The following is an 18034-nucleotide window of genomic DNA, read 5'->3' on the forward strand; positions in this document are numbered from 1 at the left end:
GCGCGGCTCGCTGCCGCGCTTTTAAAATGCTTCAATTTTCGTTATCACTTCTTTTAATCTATCAATGGAACCAGCAGGATCCCCTTCCACTTCTAAACTATGATTTGCCTCTGGGATCAGAAGGGAGTCGATAGCCGGATTTTTCTTCAGCTCCTGAAATCGTTCTTCTTTATAATAAGGATCCTTATCACCAATTATGCACAATCCCCTTTTTTTCCTTTTTACCATCGATCCAAAAACATCTTCCCGATTTAAAAGCGGCGTCAGCCAAATCACTTTTGCATCGAAAAAAGCCGTTCTGCCTAGTTCAGAAGCTAAGGCTATGGTCCCCAATGATTTTCCTATCAGATAAAAATCACTGTAAGTATGTGAGCTTAAAACAGTGTCGATGACGTTTCTTACATCCCTTTTTAACGCCTCATCGAGTTCTTCATTTGAAAAAGATTCATAGAATGCTGAATTGTATTGATAATTGATATGCAGTACATCCACATTTTTATTTATGTATACTCCTGTTGCATAATGAAAAAGAGGTCCCTGAGCTGTATATCCCAGACCTGGAAACATGATGGCAAGGCTTTTTGATTCAGAATTATTGCTGAGAAGCGTGTATGAAATGATAGCATCCTTAAATCCGGTTACGGAATCTGTTTTGATCTTCATTACTGGCTTCACCCTCTCTTTTCTAGTATTATACAGATAATTCCACTCTTGCTTAAGGAAAAGTTTTTGTTATTTGAAAAAACATGAATACCTCCTGATTATTTCGGGTAATAGAGGTAAAGGTATGATTATTTTTCCACTACATAATAGAAAAAGGTGAGCTGATGATCCGCTTTGAGAACGTATCTAAGGTGTATAAGGATGGTACAAATGCCGTTCGTTCCTTGGATTTAACTATAGAAAAAGGGGAATTTTTTGTTTTTATCGGGCCATCCGGCTGCGGAAAAACAACGACGATGAAAATGATTAACCGTTTAATTGATGCGACGGACGGATCTGTGTTTATCGACGGAAAAAATGTTCATGACTATGACATTCATGAGCTGCGCTGGAACATTGGCTATGTTTTGCAGCAGATTGCGCTGTTTCCGCATATGACGATTGAGGAGAATATCGCGATTGTTCCTGAACTCAGAAAATGGGACGCGGATAAAATCAGTAAACGCACAGATGAGCTGCTTGAAATGGTAGGTCTTGAACCAAGTACATATCGAACACGGAAACCGAGCGAATTATCAGGCGGACAGCAGCAGAGAATTGGAGTTATCCGGGCGCTTGCGGCTGATCCTGATATTATTCTGATGGACGAACCGTTCAGCGCGCTCGATCCGATCAGCCGTGAAAAACTGCAGCAGGATATGCTGGATCTGCAGAAGCGAATACATAAAACGATTGTCTTTGTTACACATGATATGCAGGAGGCCCTGGCTTTAGGAGACCGCATTTGTGTAATGAAGGATGGAGAGGCTATTCAGATTGATTCACCCCAAGCGATTATTGCAAATCCTGCAAATGAGTTCGTCAAGCAATTTATCGGCAATCGTGCCGCGGCTAATGTGCTGGATGGTTCTATTGAAGGGTTTGTGCGTCCTCCTCAGGAGACAGATCCACTTAAAGTACCGCTTTCTCATTCCGCAACAATCAGAGAGGCCTTAGCCCGTTTAGGGGATGAAGACATGGTTCCAGTTGAACGGAATGGGCAAATAATCGGCACCATTACTAGAGAGTCTGCCGTTCAGTTTCTGTCTGGACGAACGGAAGAAAGAGGTTAATCGATGAATGCATTTATTGATGTTTTTAAGGAAAGACAGGGTGAGCTGCTGACCGCTCTGTTTGAGCATATTCAAATTTCTTTCATAGCTTTATTGCTTGCAGTGGTGATCTCGATTCCGCTTGGCATTTATTTAACAAGAAAAACACAGGCGGCTGAAGGGGTGATCGGTGTTTCTGCGGTCCTGCAGACAATCCCGTCACTTGCCTTGCTGGGACTGCTGATTCCTCTTGTTGGAATTGGGGTTGTGCCGGCTATTATTGCATTAGTGATTTATGCGCTGCTGCCAATCTTAAGAAATACATACACGGGGATTAAAGAAGTGGATCCTTCCTTGATTGAAGCTGCAAGAGCGATGGGGATGAACAGCTCAAAGCGCCTGTTCAAAGTGGAGCTTCCGCTTGCACTGCCTGTCATCATGGCCGGTATCCGTACAGCTATGGTGCTGATCGTTGGAACAACAACACTTGCCGCCCTTATTGGCGCAGGCGGCCTCGGCAAGCTAATTCTTCTTGGAATTGACCGAAATGACAATATGCTGATTTTGCTGGGAGCCATTCCAGCCGCATTGCTGGCTATTTTCTTTGACGTCATCCTTCGATTAGTGGAAAAAGCATCTGCGAAACGATCGATGAAAGCCATTGGGATTGCAGCATTGATCGCCGTCTTGATCGCTGCCGTTCCGCTTGCATTCGGCACAGGGAAAAAAGACATTGTGATTGCAGGGAAACTTGGCTCTGAGCCTGAGATCTTAATCAATATGTACAAACTGCTGATTGAGCAGGACACAGATTTAGAAGTTGAAGTGAAGCCAGGTCTTGGAAAAACGTCGTTTGTTTTCAATGCCCTTGAATCAGGCGATATCGATATATACCCAGAGTTTACGGGGACAGCCATCACTACCTTCTTAAAAGAGGAGGCAGTCAGCACAGACAGGAAAGAAGTGTATGAGCAGGCGAAAGAAGGCATGGAGAAAAAATTTGATATGGCTTATCTAGAACCGATGCAGTTCAACAACACATACACGCTCGCTGTTCCAAAAGAAGCTGTTGATCAATATGGCCTTGAAAAAATGTCAGATTTAAAACAAGTCGCAGGCAATATGAAAGCCGGGTTCACCCTCGAATTCTCAGATCGAATGGACGGTTATAAAGGGATTCAAAAGCTATACGGAACAACCTTTCCAAATTTAAAAACAATGGAGCCAAAACTGCGGTATGAAGCGATTCAATCAGGGGAAATCAATCTAATTGATGCCTATTCAACCGACAGTGAACTGAAGCAGTATAACTTAACGGTTCTTGAAGATGATAAAAATCTGTTTCCGCCTTATCAAGGAGCACCTTTATTAAAGCGGGAAACACTTGAAGAGCATCCGGAAATTGAAGATGCGTTGAACAAACTAGCCGGCAAAATTACAGATGATGAAATGCGTGATATGAATTATCAAGTAAACGTAGAAGGAAAACCGGCTGCAGAAGTGGCTGAAGATTATTTGAAAAATGAAGGCTTGCTGAATAAGTAGAGGTTAAAAGAGAGAATTCCGTGCGGATTCTCTCTTTTTTGAGAGATAAGAAAGTATAAAATTATTGCGCTAAACGGGCACTTGCGCTTTTCTTAGTGAGTCGAACGGTATTCAGTTGGTGAGAGATTCGTCTTCTTTTTAAAAACGGCTGAGAAGTGAGCGGCATTTTTAAATCCTGCAGCAGATGCAATTTCATGTATAGGAAGCTCTGTTTCAAGAATAAGCTGTTCAGCCCGCTGAACTCTTTTCTCCAGCAGATACTGGCTGGGCGATGTTTTCGTTTCATCTTTAAAAATCCGCTGCAGATGGAAGGGACTTATATAGAGCTTTTCTGCCAATTTCTCCAGAGTCATTTCTTCTGTAAGATGTTCGGATAGATAGGCTTGTGCGGTTTGTATAAGGGAGGGAGTCTGCAGCTCATCCGGACGACATCGTTTACAGGGACGCAGCCCATCACGAACAGGGGTGTCACTATCTTCATAAATCGTGACATTCTCCTGTTTCGGTGTTCTTGAAGGACAAGAAGGCCTGCAGAAGATTCCAGTTGTCCGGACACCGTAATAGAAAATGCCATCATAGGTTTGATCGCAGGATACGATGGCATTCCAAAATTTCATTTCCATTAGATCAGCTCCTTTCTTTCATTTTATCATGTGTGCGTGCTGATCTCGTAATAGAAGAAATGAAACCGCAAAAATACAATAGTGGAGACGTTTATAATAAGAAAATGGGAGGTGTCATGCAAATGAAAGGATATTATCAATCACCGATTGGATGGATAGAAGTGATTGGTTCTGAGAAGGGGATTTCAGGTGTTTCTTTTAAGGAGGCGGCAGAAAAAGAATCAGTCTCTCATCCCTATATTGAGCGGTGCATTCAAGAACTTGATGATTATTTTAAAGGAGAAAAGCCTTTTTTTACGGTTCCAATTGATGCAATCGGAACGGTTTTTCAGCAAAAAGTATGGTCTGAAGTCAACTGTATCCCGTTCGGACAAACAGCTTCATATTCCGAAATTGCGGATAACATAGGAAGCCCGCAAGCGTCTAGAGCAGTCGGGATGGCGAATGGCAAAAACAAGCTCGGCATTTTGATTCCGTGCCACCGGGTCATAGGGAAAAACAGCAGTCTGACGGGATACGCCTGGGAAACGTGGAGAAAACAATGGCTGCTGAATCATGAAAAGAAAATGCTGGGAGAATGGAATCATTTGAACATGGCAAAAAGGAATTCGGAGCTGAAATCTTGAAGGTAGGTAGGGAGAAAATCTGATCCTGCGGGGTGAGGAGTTTATGAAGGCAGACGGGGTATTTGAAGGCGGAGGCGTTCGGGGAATTGCGTTTACCGGCGCCATTCAGGCAATGGAGGAAGAGCAGGTGGAGTGGGAGAGACTTGCCGGCACCTCAGCTGGGGCGGTAATCGCTGCTCTTTTGGCAAGCGGGTATAAAAGCTATGAAATTCGCGATCTTCTTATTCAAATGGATTTTACTAAATTTAGAGGCAAATCCTTTTTAAATTATATTCCGATTGTCGGCGGGCTCTTTGAACTCATGATCCATTTAGGATTTTACAAAAATGATTATCTGGAAGAATGGGTTGATTCTATGCTTGCCGCTAAAGGGATCAGGACTTTTGCCGATCTGCCGGAAGGGAAACTGAAGATCATCGCATCAGATGTTTCAAACGGAGAAATTCTTATTTTACCGGATGATTTACCGAAATACAGCATGAAACCAGGGGATGTAAAAATATCAACTGCCGTCATGATGAGCGCATCCCTGCCCTTTTTCTTCAGGCCGGTCAAATGGAAGTCAAAAACAAGATTTACCTCTTATATTTTAGATGGCGGGCTGCTCAGTAATTTTCCCATCTGGATCTTTGATTCGAAAGAGGAACCGCGCTTTCCAACGTTCGGCTTCAGGTTTGTGAAAGAGGACATTCAGATGGGGGCCGTCATTCCAACACCCGTCCATCTCTTTAAAAATATCTTTAAAACGATGCTTCAGGCACATGACCTTAGACATCTAACCGAAGAAACAAAAGAAAGAACGATTCAAATCCCTACAGGGGGTATTACCGCAACTGATTTTGATTTGAAGGACGAAGAGATTGCCTTGCTTTATCAATCTGGATATTCCGCGGCAAAAGCATTTCTGCAGGGATTTGAGTTTGAAAAATATAAGGAATTGAGAAAAAAGTACAAACCATCCGCAGGCCAATGATCATGTTGGCCTCTTTTTTTACGATGTGAATGGAGCCCTGTAAAACCGATAAAAAAAATCCGGGTACTCATTCGAGCTGATTATGGCAGCTGCAATCAACACAGTGCATTTATTTTAAACAGTTCAATCTGGCTAATTATTCAAATTTGACTATAATAAAGGAGTAAGCTTAACATACTTAATTATTAAGGAAGTGAAACAAATGGATGGAGCTCAAAGCAATATTCGTTTAGTTGTAGCTGGTTTGCTTCTTGGGATCTTTATGGCAGCCATTGATAATACCATTGTAGCTACTGCATTAGGATCCATTGTCAGTGACCTTGGGGGACTTGATGAATTTGTGTGGGTCACATCTGCGTATATGGTAACAGTGCTTGCCGGAATGCCGATTTTCGGCAAACTGTCGGATATGTATGGGCGGAAACGTTTCTTTATCCTTGGTCTTATTATTTTCTTAGCGGGATCTGCCTTATGCGGAATAGCACAAAACATTACACAGCTCAGTCTGTTCCGTGCTCTGCAGGGAGTAGGGGGAGGAGCGCTGCTTCCGATTGCCTTTACGATTGTATTTGATATTTTCCCTCCAGAGAAGCGCGGAAAAATGACTGGCCTGCTTGGAGCAGTTTTCGGATCAGCATCTGTTTTCGGCCCTTTGCTTGGCGCTTACTTAACAGAGTACATCAGCTGGCATTGGGTATTTTACGTGAACATCCCGATTGGTCTTGTTTCGGTTATTTTAGTCAGCAAATACTACAAAGAAAAAGCACAGCTTCAAGCTCAGAAAATTGACTGGCTTGGTGCGTTTACATTAGTTGCAGGGATTGTAAGCCTCATGTTTGCACTCGAGCTTGGCGGAAAAGAATTTGCATGGACATCATGGCAGTCCCTTGCATTATTTGGATCATTCCTGCTTTTCCTGCTTGCTTTTTTAGCAGCAGAAACAAAAGCAAAAGATCCGATCATTTCGTTTTGGATGTTTAAAAACAGGCTGTTTGCCAGCTCGCAAATTTTAGCCTTTTTATATGGTGCATCTTTTATCATCTTGACGATTTTTATCCCGATCTTCGTTCAGGCTGTGTACGGCGGTTCTGCTACTAGTGCAGGATATATCCTGATGCCGCTGATGCTGGGTTCAGTTCTTGGAAGCGGTTTGGCCGGTGCTTTTATGACAAAAACAAGCTACCGCAGCATCATGTTCGTCTCCATCACCTCATTTATTATTGGAATGGCTTTGCTCAGTACGATGACTCCTGATACAAGCAGAATTCTGTTAACTATCTTTATGATTCTTTCAGGCTTTGGTGTAGGTTTTTCCTTTTCCCTGCTGCCTAACGCATCAATTCATAATCTGGATCCCAGGTTCCGCGGTTCAGCCAATTCAACGAATGCCTTCTTCCGTTCCCTTGGCATGACGATTGGTGTGACCATTTTTGGGGCCATTCAAACGAAAATTTTCACGAGAGAATTAGAAAAGTCTTTCCCTGCCGGCGGCGGAAACGGAGGATTTGATCTCAGCAATCCTCAAGGGATTTTCGAGCCTGAGGTGAGAAGTCAACTTCCAAATCAGGTTCTGCAGCCGATTGTGGATGCGATGTCCGATTCGATTACAACGATGTTTGTCGTTGCGCTCATTCCGCTTGGAGCGGCGCTGATTACTGTGTTTTTTATGGGCAAAACGAAGCTTGAAGTGGAAAAGAAAGCAGAACCGTCTGCTTAATTAATGAAGAGAGCTTAAAATTCGGGGAATTTTAGGCTCTTTTTGCGTGAATGTAAAAATGATTCAAAAGGAGGGAAAGGTAAATAAATATGAGAGATTCTGGGATATCCTTGCTATATAACCTTCGAATCACGAAATAATAATTGAATCATAGGTCCTGATTTAGCCGAAATAAACAAAAATGTCGAATTTTATGAGGACAACAAACTATTCATAATTTTTTGAAAATAAAAACCTTTTCCTCTATTATTAGATTCACAAGAAGAAAGAGGAGGCAGTCCATGAAAAAGGTTCTGAAAAAAAGCTCGATTCCAGTATTATTGACAGCCAGTTTTTTATTAGCGCCTGCAGTGAGCGCTGAAACACCTTATTACGGTAAGACGTACAGCCAGCCTGAACAGGTAAGGCCGCTGTTTCCGGAGGTAGAAGTAACGGATGGGACACCTGCATTTGTAAAAGGAGAAAAAGCTTTTACAACCCAGGAGGAAATGCTTGCTTACATAGAAGAGCTGAAAGAGAAGAGCCCGTATGTTTCAGTGAAAAACATCGGCACTTCTCAAAATGGCATGGAAATGCCTGCCCTTTATTTTACGAAAGATCAAAAAATCAATCCAAGTTATTTATCCCGCAAACCGACTGTTTGGATTCAAAGCCAGATTCATGGAAATGAGCCGGCAAGCGGAGAATCAATTTTAGCGATTGCGAACCGGTTGACAGGAGACCTTGGAGATGAGGTATTAGATAAAATTAATGTTATCATCGTTCCCCGCGTGAATCCGGACGGCTCGTATAATTTTAAACGCCAGCTGCAAAACGGACTTGATGGAAACCGGGATCATGTAAAGCTTGAATCTCCAGAGGTGCAGGCTATTCATCACGAGTTCAACAAGTATACTCCAGAGGTTGTCATTGATGCTCATGAATACACACCTTATACAAAGTCATTAGACCAGTTCGGCGAAGGCGGACTGCTGAAATATCATGATATTTTGCTATTATCAGGCAGGAATGTAAACATTCCTGAAAAAATCCGGACGATGTCTGACAGCCTGTATGTCGATCCGACTTTAAACACATTGGAAGACAAGGGCTTTACAGGTGACCGCTATTATACATCGGCTGTAACTAATGGGGAAATTGACATCCTTGAAGGCGGAACTGAGCCGCGCATTGGCCGGAACGCATTTGGCCTGCAGACCTCGTTTTCATTTTTAGTTGAAAGCCGCGGAATCAATATTGGAAGAGAAGATTTCGGCCGCCGTGTTGCTGCTCAAATTGCGACGCACGAGCATATTTTAAGACAGACCGCAGAGCATGCGAAAAAAGTAAAAATGACCGTCGCGCAAGAGCGGGCAAAGCTTGTCAAAAAAGGGCTGCGCAGTAATGATAAAGATCCAATTATCGTCAACAGCGAAGCCGCTGAACTTGACAATCAAACACTTGAAATGATTGATATCGCAACAGGCACCGTAAAAGATATTCCGGTGAACTATTTCAGTGCAACAGAAGCAGAAGCGACGTTAACGAGAGAAAGACCTACAGCCTATGTACTGAAGCCAGATCAGGGAGAAATTGCAGCTAAGCTTCAGAATCAGGGCTTAAAAGGATTCCAGCTGCCAAAGCAAATGAAACTGCCGGTTGAAGCTTATGAAGTAACCAGCAAGGAGAACACGGAGAAGTATGAAGGCATCCAGCTTGCAGAAGTGCAGACGGAGCTTGAAAAGAAAGAGGTTGTGTTCCCAAAAGGCACATATGTATTCCTATCCGCCCAGCCGCAAAACAACCTGCTGTCGCTCTCTTTAGAACCGGAATCGATTGACAGCTATGTCACATTTGGATACATTCCTTCTGAAGTTGGACAAGATCTGCCGGTTTACAGGTTTATGTTTGATGGGAAGAAGCTTAAATAGAGAAAAAAAGGAGCAGGGAAGTTAGATTCCCTGCTCCTTTTTTTATTAAGGCTCTTTTCGTATATATTGTTGCTATTAGACTAATTGTTAAATCCTTAACTGGAGCGGAAAGGAACGGAAAACATTTATCATAAAAAACTACAATATATGCGAAGAATGCCTTTATTAAAGTACAATACTCACAATAATCGCAGATAAAATACTTACAAGTGTAGCACCGTAAAGCAATTTCAATCCAAAGCGGGCAACAACGTTCCCTTGTTTTTCATGAAGTCCTTTAACAGCACCTGCAATGATTCCGATAGAAGAGAAGTTAGCAAAGGATACAAGGAATACTGAGATGATTCCAAGTGTGCGTTCGCTGAAGTTCTCAGATACTTTAGCCAGATCCATCATTGCAACGAATTCGTTTGTCACTAATTTAGTGGCCATAATTCCGCCGGCAGCAACTGCTTCACTCATAGGAACACCCATGATTAATGCAAATGGTGCAAAAATGTAGCCCAAAATTGCCTGGAATGTAATGCCGAAAATCATATCAAAAATGCTGTTTACAGCTGCAATTAAAGCAACGAAACCGATAAGCATTGCGCCTACGATAATAGCTACTTTAAATCCATCCATGATATATTCGCCAAGCATTTCGAAGAAGGATTGCTTTTCTTCTTCTTGAATGACAAGAATATCTTCTTCATCAGTAACAGTGTAAGGATTAATGATAGATGCGATAATGAATCCGCCGAACAGGTTGATGACGATTGCTGTTACAACGTATCTTGGCTCGATCATTGTCATGTAAGCACCAACGATAGACATAGATACCGTAGACATAGCTGATGCACAAAGCGTGTAAAGACGCTGTGATGATAATTGGCCAAGCTGTTTTTTAACAGTGATGAAAACTTCAGATTGTCCAACAATGGCAGATGCCACTGCGTTATATGATTCGAGTTTGCCCATTCCATTGATTTTGCTTAATACAAATCCAATGCCTTTCATGATAAAAGGAAGGACCTTAATGTACTGGAAAATCCCGATAAGTGCTGAGATAAAGACGATTGGAAGCAATACATTCAAGAAAAATGGAGCTTGTCCATCATTTGCAAGTCCGCCGAAAACGAACATGATTCCTTCATTTGCATAGCCAAGCAATTTGCCGAATCCATCAGCAATCGCTGTGATCATGATTAAACCAAACTTCGTGTTCAATAAAAGGAACGTTAATAGAATTTGAATCACAATCATTAGTGCAACAGGTTTGAACTTAATTTTTTTGCGGTCGCTGCTTGCAACCCATGCTAATCCGAGTACGATCGCTAGACCGAGAAGGGCTATTAGGTATTTCATTTTCTTCACCTCTGAGATGTATTTAAAAGCATTTTTGAAAAGAATCTGTATACGCTTTCATCTAATTCCAAAAAGAGAGTCAGCGTCATCTGATGTCTGACCTCTGACGTATTTAACTATAATAGATTAATAGGAACAAAGCAACCCTATTTTTTAAAGAAATTTGGTTTATTTATAAGATAGTCTGCTGCTCATTCTTGCTAATAACCCTTCAAATTTAGGGAAAAAGTACTGAACAACAAAGCCTAATGTAAGCGTGACGATAAATGTTCCGATCCCGATTGCCCCTTGAAAAATAAAGGCAAGCAGAAGAGCGAATGCTTCACTGATAATTCGTGAATTTCTTAAGTTCAAGCCAAAGCGAGTATGAATCGCAACCATCAATGTGTCCATAGGGCTTGCAGGGAATTTAGCCTGCAGGTAAATAGCTACTCCGACGCCCATTGAGAGAATGCCGGCGATAAGAGCTGAAGCCTGGAAAAACAGGACAGTTGGCGAATAGTGTTTTAAAACAACCAAAAGCCAAAAATCAATCAATGCTCCAATTAGGAGAATACTTGCTGCTGCAAGAATTTCAGGCTTTTTCTTCATCAAAAAAGCATTGATGAAAATTAAAGCGATTCCATTAATGAAAATGCAAGTTCCTACTGTCAGGCCAAACATGTTTGATTCGCCTACAGCGAGCGCGTCCCATGAAGATGCTCCTAAACCTGATTTGATAATCAAAGAAACACCAAGTGTTAAAATCAATAATCCCGTGATAAAAAATAATGCTCTTTCTTTCATCAAAAATCCCCTCTCAAGCTGGTATCTATTGTAAGTAATTGGATGTTAGTCATCAGACCTCTTTGAACCGTTTTCATCATACTCAATTCTGCATGCAAAAGCAATATGAAATTTATTGTAAAGAGCACATAAAAAGACGTGAGATCCGAAAATCTCACGTCTTGTCTGTGTTTTAAAGAATTATAAAAGTTAAAAGGTTGGCAAATAATGAACTAAAGTTATCTGAGCTTTAGTTCATAGATAAGAAAGTAAAAAATTTTGCGCTTCGATGTCTAGCTCCATCGCCCAACTCCTCGGCCAGAACGGCTCCGACAGTAAAGGCAAAAAGCGCCTTTTCTGTCGGAACCTTATCTGTCTTTCAGAGCTAAACGGGCGCTTCCGCTTTTCTTTTAATTTAACTGTGTCGTTCTTAAAAATTCTTTCGTGCGTTCTTCCTGAGGATTGGTAAAGAAGTCATCAGGATGGCCTCTCTCAACAATTCGGCCTTCGTTCATATAAACAATCCAATCGGCCACCTCGCGGGCAAATTGCATTTCATGCGTGACGACAACCATCGTCATTCCTTCAACAGCGAGCTCTTTCATTGTAGCCAATACTTCACCTACAAGCTCTGGATCAAGTGCCGATGTTGGTTCATCAAATAGCATGATTTCAGGCTTCATCGCAAGGGCGCGGGCAATCGCCACACGCTGCTTCTGGCCTCCTGAAAGTTTATTTGGATACACGTCAGCTTTATCTGAAAGGCCTACTTTTTCAAGCAGGGCACGGGCTTCAGAGGCTGCCTGTTCTTTTTTCATTTTCTTCACCATAAGCGGTGCTTCCATGATGTTTTCAATCACGGTTTTGTGAGGGAATAATTGAAAGTGCTGAAATACCATTCCGACTTTTTGGCGTACTTCATTGATGTCATGTGTAGCCTGAGTGATTTCTTCACCATTAATGATGATTTTTCCATTGTCTTTTTTCTCAAGGAAGTTCAGGCATCTGAGCAGGGTGCTTTTTCCGGATCCGCTTGAACCGATTAGACAGACAACATCGCTTTCATTCACTTTCATATCAATATCTTTTAATACATGCAGGTCGCCGAATGATTTATTCAGCTTTTCAACCTTGATCATTTCTTTCGTTTCCAAAAATCATTACCTCCTTAGCGGTCGCTGATCGACATTTTCTTTTCAAGACCATTTACGATAAGTGTTAAAATGGCCACTAAAATTAAGTAATAAACGGCAACTATCAATAAAAATGTCATTTCATCAAAGTTATTTGAGCCGAGTGTGGTCGCCACATTAAAGAGCTCATTTATGGAAATAAAGGCTGCAAGGGACGAATCCTTAAGCCCGATAATCATCTGGTTTCCAAGCGGCGGAAGAGCGCGTCTGAAAGCCTGGGGCATAATGATTCTTCTCATTGTAAGGCCTCTTGTCATGCCAAGAGAGCGTCCTGCTTCCATCTGTCCTTTATCAATGGACTGAATGGTCCCGCGGAAAATCTCGGCAATATAGGCACCGTTATGAAAGGCGAGCGCCAGTGAAGCAGCCCAGAAATCGGGAATTAAAAAGAGTCCGCTGAATCCGAAGTACAGGATGAAAATCTGTACAATCAAAGGCGTCCCCCGAACTAAATAAATGTAAGTATCCGAGATAATGCCAAGCACTTTTAATTTAGAAATTTTTAAAAGGGCAAAAAAGAGGCCGATGACAATACCGATTAAAATGGAAACAACCGTTAATTGCAGGGTGACAAGCATCGCATCAAAAAAGACGCCTTTGTTCGCAACTAACGAATCAAAAAAATGTGAAAAACTAGGCAAAATGAACAACATCCTTTCTGTGCAAATGGTGGGTTACTCAGGTTTCGTCGTAATATCTTCTCCGAAGTAATCAATGCTGATTTTCTTAAGGGTACCGTCCTGTCTGAGTTTTTCCAGCGCTTCATTCACTCTTTTTAAAAGAACGGGATTATCCTGGGGAATGACTACAGCCTGCTCGCTTCGTTCGATCAGCTGCTGACCGACGATGTCAAATCCGCCTTTAGCTGCACTTTTTCCTGTTACAAAATCAGTTATGACCGCGTCGTGGCGGCCTGTACTCAGCGCTTTAAGGGCAGTAATATCGCTATCGTACATCTTTATGTTTTTCGTGTATTTTTCTGCGGTTGCAGCATATGTAGAACCTTTTGCTACGGCAACTTCTTTTCCTTCTAGATCTTCTGTTGTTTTGATATCACTGTCAGGACGTGTGAATATCTGAGGACCCGAGTAGTAGTAGGGAGTGGAAAAAGAAACATGCTTTGCACGCTGATCATTAATCGTGTGGCTGGCAACTGCCGCATCTGCACGGCCGGTTTTCACGCCTTCAACAATGCCTTTAAATTTGATTCGTTTTTGAACTGGCGTAAGGCCAAGCTCCTTTGCAATCGCTTCGCCGACGGCAACATCAAACCCGGTCATCGTCATATCATCCTTCACATAGCTGAAGGGCTTGAATTCACCTGAAGCCGCAAACACAAATTCATCTTTGTCAATCAGTTCCGTGCCATCTGATAATTTCTCTTTTTCTGCGCAGGCGGTAAGCATGCTGACAAGAAAAAGAGCAGAGAATAAGAGTAATGCTTTTTTTCTCATTGAAGGTTCATGGCTCCTTTCTTTTTTTGAAATAGCGCGATTATGGTAAACAGGAAAAAATGCCCTAGTTGTACATACCCTAAGTTTTAGGATGGTAATCATATAATTTGAAAACTTTGAAATTAGGGGGGGGGAGGGAGATGGGATAGATTCATGACGAGGAGCATAAAACACTTATTTGGTGCTGAAGCCCGCATTAAGTGCTGCAAAGTCAGTTTTGAAACACTTATTTCGTGCCGGAGCCCATATTAAGTGCTGTAAATTCGGTTTTGAAACACTTATTTCGTGCCGGAGCCCATATTAAGTGCTGTAAATTCGGTTTTGAAACACTTATTTCGTGCCGGAGCCCATATTAAGTGCTGTAAATTTGGTTTTGAAACACTTATCTGGTGCTGAAGCCCGTATTAAGTGCTGCAAATTCGGTTTTGAAACACTTATCTGGTGCTGAATCCCGCATTAAATGCTGCAAAGTCAGTTTTGAAACACTAATTTCGTGCCGGAGCCCATATTAAGTGCTGTAAATTCGGTTTTGAAACACTAATTTCGTGCCGGAGCCCATATTAAGTGCTGCAAATTCGGTTTTGAAACACTAATTTCGTGCCGGAGCCCATATTAAGTGCTGCAAATTCGGTTTTGAAACACTTATCTGGTGCTGAAGCTCACATTAAGTGCTGTAAACACTCATGAAAGGATTCCACTTAGATCAACTAATATAAACGCGTTCATTAAGTCGTTTCAGAGTATTTTAGAACGAGATTGTTATCAACGAAGTTCACCTATGTATCTTTTATTCAAATGGAGATAATCCATTAAAAAAAGCGATCAACCTATGACCGCCTCAGAAGAATGAAAAAAAATTAATAACGTCGAAATTCGGGTGCCAGAGCGACCTCCGCATGTTTTAGCCCAACAAAAAAGAAGCAGATCCTGTCTGCTTCCTAATACATATCATTCCATTCAATTTCGCCTGCTTGCTTGTCATAGTCAATGTTTACTTTAAAGTCATGTTTTTCATAAAAATGGACAAGACGGTCAACGTGATCCCAGTCTCTTTTGGCAATGTCGCCAGTGATGTAGGGGATGTTTTGATCTTTCGCAAACTCTTTCAAATAATTCATGCAAATGGATCCGTAGCCCTTATTAGCAGGGCCTTTGATATCTCCGATGTGAATCGCCTTATCATCGTTGTATGTGGCGTGGATGGAAAAATCCCATGTACCCCGATAAGCTGATTCACAATCATTCAGCATCACCTTGCATGAATCACCGTCATTTTGTGCATAAACTATGACCCATTTATCTTCTTTTGTCTGATCAATTCCGACAACCTGCCATCGCTTGGCAATTTCCTTCAGATTATCCTGCATTCTAAAAAGCTGAAACTGAAGTTCTTCAGCGTCAATGGATGTCTGATCACTGCGTGTTAGGACAGAATTATACATACTGAGCTCCTTCCATTTTTAAAATCCGAACGTAAAACACAGTTTACAATTTTACTAGATTTAATTAGTAGAATCAACCGTTTTGCACAAATTGGAAGGAGCTGAAGAAATGTCTGAAATTTTGTAATACAATAAAGATGGACGATTATTTTCAGGGGGGATAAGATGATCAAAAATGAAGTTAAGCTGTCAAAAGGCGGCAATACACTTGCGGGAAACAGCGGTTCAATCGACATCCATATTTCATGGGAATATGCGCCGTGCGATCTGGACATCAGCTGCTTTATGGTTGGTTCAAATGGGATGGTTCCATCAGATGATTATATGATTTTTTATAATCAGCCTGCTGATCCTCAGAAAATCGTGACATTCAATCGGTCTTCTGATCAATCTGCCGTCTTTACGATTCAGTTGGATCAACTGCCGAATTCATTGGCAGAAAAGTGCATTTTTGCTGCAACCTTAGATGGAGAATCCGCCGCATTTAAAGAAGTAAAGGGATGCAGTGTATCGATTATAACGGATGAATCTGAAATTACATATGAGGTTACCGATGCTGGTGATGAAAAAGCACTTGTTCTTGGCGAATTGTACCCCCATTCTTCGGGATATAAGCTTAGGGCGATAGGAAGAGGTTTTAACGGCGGGCTCAAACCTCTTGCTGAAGCACATGGGGTAACGGTTGAAGAGGAATCGGACGTGGAGGAAGAAATTAAGGTCGATCATGTAAAGCAAGCACCAATTAATTTAACTAAGATTGATTTGCTGAAAAAGAAGGTCGTCATTTCACTTGAAAAGAAAAAGATTTCACATGTGAAGGCAAGAGTGGCTGTTGTCATTGATGCATCCGGGTCTATGGCAAATCTCTATTCAAATGGAACCGTTCAAAGTGCTTTTGAAAAGGTGCTTGCTGTAGCTGCCTGCATGGATGATGACGGAGTAATGGATACTTGGTTTTTCGGAAGCAAGTCAATGAGAGCGAAAAGCGTGACGGAAAGAGAATTTGAGGGATATGTAGAGAGAACCTATCCTAGACCCAAGTTCTTTGGGGGGCTTGGCATTGGCAACAATGAACCTGAAGTCATGAAAGACGTGATCCGCAAATATACAGAAGAAGAACCGAGCGATTCCCTGCCCACTTATGTCGTGTTTTTCAGTGACGGAGGCATCTATGAAGATAAGAAAATATCGAAACTCTTAATAGATTGCTCCAATCAAAATATTTTCTGGCAATTTGTTGGCCTTGGAAACGCAAATTTTGGTGTGCTTCAAAAACTTGACGATTTAACTGGAAGAGTCGTTGATAATGCCGATTTCTTCGCTCTTGACGATTTAAACGAATTTCCTGATTGGCTTAAACAGTCACGGTCCAAAGGGATATTAAGGTAAAGGAATGGGGCTGTCCAAAAGTCAGTTATCACTGACTTTCTGGCTAGCCCTTTCTTTTGGGATTTTATCCAAAAGAGTAGCAGATCTACGGCGAATGCTGCCACTTTTTATGCATTTGAACCGTGAAAAATGGCAGCACTATGGCGAGTGCCGCCACATTTGGTGCATTGAACCGTAAAAAATGGCAGCACTATGGCGAGTGCCGCTACATTTGGTGTATTGAACCGTAAAAAATGGCAGCACTATGGCAAGTGCCGCCACATTCGGTGTATAGAACCGTAAAAAATGGCAGCACCCCGGTGACTGCTGCCACTTTTTATGCAATGCACCGTTAAAAGTGGCAACACTACTGAAGCTGACGCCACTAATTCTTTTCACAGAAAAGCAGGCAGAAAAAACAGAAGTTTTTCCTGCCTGCTTTATTTTAGGGACTTATCGGACAGCTCCATTCTTCATTCTTCTTCACTGTCATAAATAAGATGGTCAAAGCTGTTATTGTGAATGGCGTTAAGCTCGTTTAATTTGTATATTAAAAATTGATGGTCGTCCCCATACAGATCAAGTTTGTTCATTGTTTTATACTGCTCGAGCGCAGTCCGCGCTTTTGTTTCTTCTGTAAAAATGCCGACAACATTCGAAGCTTCTCCGCAGTCAGAACAGCCGATATCCACTACCACGAAATACATTTGATCACCTTCTAGTTTTCGTTCTTGCATTCATTTTCTCATGAGGTTCTTATGAAAACAAGAAATCGGCACAAAAAGAACCGGCAGCCAGGTGCCGGTCCATGAATTCTTATACTTCTAAAGTCTGCGGTGACTCATGTTCACTGTTCATTAATCTGATTTTATTCGGCTTAATCGCAAGAACGATGTAATTTGGATCGTTCGGACCTTCAAACCAGTTTTTCATATGATCGTTCCAGATCTTGTCCTTTAATTCCTGATCTTCGCTGATGCTTGCTTTGCCTTCAAACTCAATATAAGAATCCCCATATCCTTCACCTTCATAGCCAAGCAGGATATGTACATTTGGATTTTCGTCAATTTCTTCTGCTTTATGGGTGTTTTTATTAGTAGGTGTATAAAGCATTAATTCATCATTAAAAAATGTCATATAGCGAGAGTGAGGCTTGTTATCTACTACAGTAGCAAGCGTGCCGACCTTATGCTCTTCCAATATATCTAAAACTTCTTTGTTTAATTTTTGCTTATCCAAGTAAAACATCTCCTTTTAGTGGGTGTTAATGTATGTATTCCTTCTTATTTGCAGATTAAAACATGGGAAGGTGCTGAC

17 protein-coding genes are annotated in these 18034 nt (G+C 41.7%); 7 read left to right on the forward strand and 10 right to left on the reverse strand.

All coding sequences use genetic code 11. The features are described 5' to 3' along the window. Positions 1 to 21: 21 nt before the first annotated feature. On the reverse strand, positions 22 to 663 hold the full coding sequence (locus tag AC3ISE_RS06980) for an alpha/beta hydrolase (protein ID WP_489223613.1): 642 nt from the start codon (positions 661 to 663) through the stop codon (positions 22 to 24). A gap of 164 nt (positions 664 to 827) precedes the next feature. Here AC3ISE_RS06980 and AC3ISE_RS06985 point away from each other — a divergent pair, with 164 nt between their 5' ends. Together AC3ISE_RS06985 and opuFB are read left to right on the forward strand one after the other, a co-directional pair. Next, positions 828 to 1775 (forward strand): ABC transporter ATP-binding protein, encoded by a 948-nt coding sequence (locus AC3ISE_RS06985; protein ID WP_489223614.1) that lies wholly within the window; start codon positions 828 to 830, stop codon positions 1773 to 1775. Between the two features lie 3 nt (positions 1776 to 1778). Further along, complete coding sequence (gene opuFB, locus AC3ISE_RS06990) at positions 1779 to 3299, forward strand: osmoprotectant update ABC transporter permease/substrate-binding subunit OpuFB (protein ID WP_489223615.1); 1521 nt, start codon at positions 1779 to 1781, stop codon at positions 3297 to 3299. Positions 3300 to 3391: 92 nt separating this feature from the next. Here the strand turns inward: opuFB and AC3ISE_RS06995 are convergent, their stop codons facing one another. After that, positions 3392 to 3922, reverse strand: coding sequence for a bifunctional transcriptional activator/DNA repair enzyme AdaA (locus tag AC3ISE_RS06995; protein WP_489223616.1), 531 nt, complete (start codon positions 3920 to 3922; stop codon positions 3392 to 3394). A 116-nt stretch (positions 3923 to 4038) separates the two neighbouring features. Between AC3ISE_RS06995 and AC3ISE_RS07000 the strand changes: the two genes are divergently transcribed. From AC3ISE_RS07000 to AC3ISE_RS07015, 4 genes are all read left to right on the forward strand, one after another. Then, positions 4039 to 4548, forward strand: coding sequence for a methylated-DNA--[protein]-cysteine S-methyltransferase (locus AC3ISE_RS07000; protein WP_489223617.1), 510 nt, complete (start codon positions 4039 to 4041; stop codon positions 4546 to 4548). Positions 4549 to 4591: 43 nt separating this feature from the next. After that, positions 4592 to 5521 (forward strand): patatin-like phospholipase family protein, encoded by a 930-nt coding sequence (locus tag AC3ISE_RS07005; protein WP_489223618.1) that lies wholly within the window; start codon positions 4592 to 4594, stop codon positions 5519 to 5521. A 202-nt stretch (positions 5522 to 5723) separates the two neighbouring features. Then, positions 5724 to 7238 (forward strand): MDR family MFS transporter, encoded by a 1515-nt coding sequence (locus AC3ISE_RS07010; protein WP_489223619.1) that lies wholly within the window; start codon positions 5724 to 5726, stop codon positions 7236 to 7238. Positions 7239 to 7519: 281 nt separating this feature from the next. Then, positions 7520 to 9148: a M14 family metallopeptidase gene (locus AC3ISE_RS07015; protein ID WP_489223620.1), complete on the forward strand. Its 1629-nt coding sequence runs from the start codon at positions 7520 to 7522 to the stop codon at positions 9146 to 9148. Between the two features lie 165 nt (positions 9149 to 9313). On the opposite strand, the gene AC3ISE_RS07020 is transcribed toward AC3ISE_RS07015, so the two are convergent. From AC3ISE_RS07020 to AC3ISE_RS07045, 6 genes are all read right to left on the reverse strand, one after another. Beyond that, positions 9314 to 10495, reverse strand: a complete 1182-nt coding sequence (locus tag AC3ISE_RS07020) for a NupC/NupG family nucleoside CNT transporter (RefSeq protein ID WP_489223621.1) — start codon at positions 10493 to 10495, stop codon at positions 9314 to 9316. 168 nt (positions 10496 to 10663) lie between these two features. Next, a complete protein-coding gene (locus AC3ISE_RS07025; RefSeq protein WP_070876936.1) occupies positions 10664 to 11281 on the reverse strand; it encodes a YczE/YyaS/YitT family protein in 618 nt (205 codons plus the stop codon). A gap of 389 nt (positions 11282 to 11670) precedes the next feature. After that, positions 11671 to 12399, reverse strand: coding sequence for an amino acid ABC transporter ATP-binding protein (locus AC3ISE_RS07030; RefSeq protein WP_070877003.1), 729 nt, complete (start codon positions 12397 to 12399; stop codon positions 11671 to 11673). A gap of 29 nt (positions 12400 to 12428) precedes the next feature. After that, complete coding sequence (locus AC3ISE_RS07035) at positions 12429 to 13094, reverse strand: amino acid ABC transporter permease (protein WP_430005135.1); 666 nt, start codon at positions 13092 to 13094, stop codon at positions 12429 to 12431. Positions 13095 to 13127: 33 nt separating this feature from the next. Further along, positions 13128 to 13907, reverse strand: a complete 780-nt coding sequence (locus AC3ISE_RS07040; RefSeq protein WP_070876939.1) for a transporter substrate-binding domain-containing protein — start codon at positions 13905 to 13907, stop codon at positions 13128 to 13130. Positions 13908 to 14845: 938 nt separating this feature from the next. Then, on the reverse strand, positions 14846 to 15349 hold the full coding sequence (locus AC3ISE_RS07045) for a GNAT family protein (RefSeq protein WP_489223622.1): 504 nt from the start codon (positions 15347 to 15349) through the stop codon (positions 14846 to 14848). A 165-nt stretch (positions 15350 to 15514) separates the two neighbouring features. Here AC3ISE_RS07045 and AC3ISE_RS07050 point away from each other — a divergent pair, with 165 nt between their 5' ends. Further along, a complete protein-coding gene (locus AC3ISE_RS07050; protein ID WP_489223623.1) occupies positions 15515 to 16738 on the forward strand; it encodes a vWA domain-containing protein in 1224 nt (407 codons plus the stop codon). Between the two features lie 452 nt (positions 16739 to 17190). On the opposite strand, the gene AC3ISE_RS07055 is transcribed toward AC3ISE_RS07050, so the two are convergent. Continuing rightward, entirely contained in the window at positions 17191 to 17454 is a 264-nt protein-coding gene (locus tag AC3ISE_RS07055) for a hypothetical protein (protein WP_489223624.1), read from the reverse strand. Between the two features lie 79 nt (positions 17455 to 17533). Next, positions 17534 to 17956, reverse strand: a complete 423-nt coding sequence (locus AC3ISE_RS07060; protein ID WP_489223625.1) for a pyridoxamine 5'-phosphate oxidase family protein — start codon at positions 17954 to 17956, stop codon at positions 17534 to 17536. Between the last annotated feature and the right edge of the window lie 78 nt (positions 17957 to 18034).

Source organism: Metabacillus sp. KH_069 (assembly GCF_057838075.1).